Genomic DNA, 3,634 nt, shown 5'->3' with positions numbered 1-3,634 from the left:
GGTCGCCGACACCCCGCCCGGCAAAGCGCGGGTCGGATTCGACGTCCGCCACCAGCCACGGCTCGCCGCCCGCGAGCGCGCGACCGGCGATGCCCTCGCCGACCGGCACCGGATCCAGCTGCTCGGGCGGCAGCTCGTGACCCGTCGCGGCGACCACGCGCAGGCTCTCGCCTGCGTCGTCGAGCAGCATCAGTGAGGTCCGGGAGGCCCCCAGCACCGCCGACGCCGCCGCAGTGACGAGGCGACTCGACGCGCTAGCCCTGAAATAAGCGCTCTTCGAACGATCGTGCTGCAAAAAGGCGCCGTCGCGTGCAGCGTGGGGAATTCGTCGCGCCAGCGGTCCGCGGTTCGCCGACGATTTTCGTTCCTATGGCGGGCAGTTGCACGGGTGTCCGAATTCCGCGCACACCCCTCCCGGTCCCGTTGCGCTGCGCGGGAACGTGACCGGGAGTGCTACGTCTGCAGCTGCACCTGGGCCTGGACGAGCAGGGGGAGGAAACGGTGCGCCGGGCTCAGGCGCAGCCAGCATTGTCGGCTGCGATGGATCACCTCAGCGGCGACGTGGACGAAGGCCTTGCGGTAGCGCTTCCACTCCCAGCGTACGACCTCCGGGGGCAGCGCGAGCTGGGCGATCCACTTGCCGAGGTTCCAGGCCAGACGCCCGATCTCGAGCCACGCGCTGTTGCCGTCGAACTCGGCCACGGGCATGCGCCAGAGCGCGACACCGCTGCCCATCTGCTCGATCACGTTCTCCTGGTCGCAGCGCTGGTAGGTGGCGTCGATCACCTCCGCGGCCGACCACGAGGGCGGGAGGTTCGTCACCACGTAGCGATAGCGGTAGAACGTGAACAGCGATTCCTGGTCGGATTGCTCGATGCGCTGACGCCGGAGGATCATCCGGTAGGTCTGCGTCGAGCCCGGCGGCGTCCACGGGATCTCCGCCACCCACTGACGCACGAGCTGAAGATCCGTGTAGCCCCGCTGTCGCGCGCGGCGTCGCCGCCGGTTGCGCTTCTTGCGTCGCGTCACGAAGCCGGCCCCCGCCCGGCGCGCCTCCCGCGCCCGGTGGGCCCGGGTGCGAAACGGCTTCCACGCCGACTCGGGAAGCCCCTCGGCCCACGCCAGCCGATTGACCGCCTCGCGCGCCACGAACGCGAAGGACACGCCCGCCGCCTCGCAGGCCTCGCGCACATCCCGACGATCGAAGTCGCTGTCGGCCCGCACCAGCACCTGTCCGAACCGCCGCTGCACACGGGGCAGCGTCTCCTCCAACAGCTCCGCCGCCCCCTCGCTCGAGCGCACGTTGCCGGGCCGGTTGCGCACCGCCAAGCACTCGCCCGTCCCCGCGAGCGAGGCCAGCAGCACGTTGTAGGACCAACGGCCTTTGTGGTCGAAGTCCGCGCCCTCCTTCTGCACCCCGTAGAGCGCCTTGGCATGCCCGTCCAGATCCACCACCGCCCAGTCCCGCTTGCGCTTCCGCTTCCCCGCCCGCTTTCCCCACACCGTGTCCTGCACCGCGTCGATCGCCGATCGCAGCCCCCCGAGAGCCCCCGGATGGCGCCGCTCCTCAAAGCGCCGGAGGAAATCCCCGGCGGTCGTGGGGTCGGGAATGCGGCACGCCCCCAGCAACCGCAACACGCCCTCGTCGTGCTGCAACGCGGCCTGGTCCTCCAGGCATTCCCCGCCCACGTAGAGATTGAGCGCCTGGGTGATCACGTGGTCCGACTCGTGGAACGGCAGATGGAGCTTGAGCACGTGGACCCGTTCGTCGATGGCCTGCGCCACCCGAAAGCGCTTGAGGAAGGCCGCCGCCAGGGCCAGGCCCCCGTAGGGCGTGACCGTGGAGCGCTCGGCCACCTCCAGATGCAGGCGCGGGAATCGCGTCACCCGACCCGAGGTCTCGGGCCAGGCGAGCTCGTCCTCCGGAATCCCCGTGCCCGTGTTGAGGTGACTCGCGCGAACGAGCGCGGTAGGCTTCTTCACTCGGGAGCGTCGCTTTCTGGAGGATCTCGGGTTCTTGCAAAGCCGAGATTACCCCAGGAAACGCGCTCCCGTTCGCTATCTGAGCCCCTGCGAACGGCCCCAGCCGTTCGATCCGCGCTTACTTCAGGGCTAGCCCCAACACCGTTCATTTTGCGATCCGCACTCGAATCTGGGCGCGAGGCCGCCCAGGCTGTGCGCGGCTCCGAGTCGGGAATCCGCTCATCTTTCGTTTGACCGCTCGCTGATTGCGGCGCCCCCGGCTGGACGCGACGCGTTCCTCCAGAATCTCCTCCAGCACCTCCTCATGGAGCCGCGTGCGCTCCCGAGGGGGGAACGGCGGTGAACCCGGGCAGCTTGCGGCGAACGACGCGGAACGTGTGGACGAAGGAGAGCCGGTCGGGATCCGTGTCGCCCTTGAGCGCGGCTTCGTGCATCAACCCCCGGATGGCGAAGTGCGCCAGGAGCAGCCCGTAGAACTCCTGCTCCACCAGCTCTGGCGTCTTGCTCCGCAGCACGATCTGGCGACCGCGCAGATGCGTCTTGAGCTCATCGAATGCGGTCTCGATCTCCCACCGCTCGTGATAGAGCGTGGCGAGATCCTTCGCAGGCGCCTTCGCTTCCTCCAGCACGGTCGTCAGCAAGCGATACAAGGGCTCGGGGTCTTCGACGCCCTCGAGGCGGTACTCGACGACCCGGACGACGACACCCTTGCGATCCTGGCGACGGTCTGCCTGGGACGGGTAGATGCGGCTGAGATAGGAGCCGTCCTGCAGGCGTCGATGACAGGGCAGGACCTGATTCTTCTTCACCCGCCACACCAGATCCGCCCCCGTCGAAGCGGCCGCCTGCCAGAGCGCGAAGCCGAAAAAGCCTCGGTCCGCGAGGCACAGCATCCCAGGCCGCAGCGAGGCGACCGCGGACATCGCCAGGCGACTCTCCCCCGTGGTGTACGCCCCAAGCTGGGTCCCGAACAAGACGTGCGTCCCGTTCTCGACCAGGGACACGAAGCGCAGTTGCGGGAACGCGCTGTGGCCACGGGACGCGCCGGGACGCCCGAAGGCGGCGCTATTCGCCTCCGAGTCCGCCAGGTCCAATGTGCTGCCATCGACGCTCACCAGGCGCCAACCCCGGTACCACGCCCCCCGCGTCCGGCCCCCCGCGATCGGCTGCACCCGCTCCTGCACCATGCGTCGCAGCGGCGCGGAGCCCAGCCGCGCGCGAGCCATCGAGATCGCCGAGCGGCCTGTCCGCCGAATGCGCCGCGCCCCGACCGTGACGCGGGACAGACCTTCGACCAGGAACCGCAACACCTCGCCATAGGACACGTCCATCAGCAGCGCCATGGCGATCACGTAGTAGAACACCACGCGCGCGGGAAGCTGCCGATGGCGGCGACTCTCGCGCCCCGTCTCCGCGAGAATCCGATCCACATCCTCCATCGGGAAGAACTTCCCAATGGCTCCCAGATGAATCCGGTCGGTGACCCGTGCCCGTTGCGAACGAACCCGAGCGGTGCGTGCCATTCACGCCCTCTGCGGGGAGAAGCACGGAGGATGGCGGGTTCGAGCGCTAAAGTACCTGAAAATCCTCGCGATTCACTGCAACCTGAACGGTGTTGGGGCTAGGACGCGTCCAGCAGCGTCTCGATACG

General features: G+C 68.7%; 3 protein-coding genes. All 3 read right to left on the bottom strand.

The window, feature by feature from the left end:
- On the bottom strand, positions 1-190 hold a 190-nt coding region (locus tag ABFS34_16080), incomplete at its 3' end, for a hypothetical protein (protein MEN8376946.1).
- Positions 191-453: 263 nt separating this feature from the next.
- A complete protein-coding gene (locus ABFS34_16075; GenBank protein MEN8376945.1) occupies positions 454-1,815 on the bottom strand; it encodes an IS1380 family transposase in 1,362 nt (453 codons plus the stop codon).
- 470 nt (positions 1,816-2,285) lie between these two features.
- Positions 2,286-3,506, bottom strand: a complete 1,221-nt coding sequence (locus ABFS34_16070; protein MEN8376944.1) for an IS4 family transposase — start codon at positions 3,504-3,506, stop codon at positions 2,286-2,288.
- Positions 3,507-3,634: the final 128 nt, after the last annotated feature.

The organism is Gemmatimonadota bacterium (assembly GCA_039715185.1).
Lineage (GTDB): Bacteria > Gemmatimonadota > Gemmatimonadetes > Longimicrobiales > RSA9 > DATHRK01.
The sequence above is the reverse complement of the archived record's forward strand: the minus strand, read 5'-3'. Positions and strand labels throughout refer to the sequence as shown.

What these genes read in the sequence shown, in the direction of transcription:
- ABFS34_16070 (MEN8376944.1), bottom strand. Translation starts at nt 3,506, where the DNA reads ATGGCACGCACCGCTCGGGTTCGTTCGCAACGGGCACGGGTCACCGAC.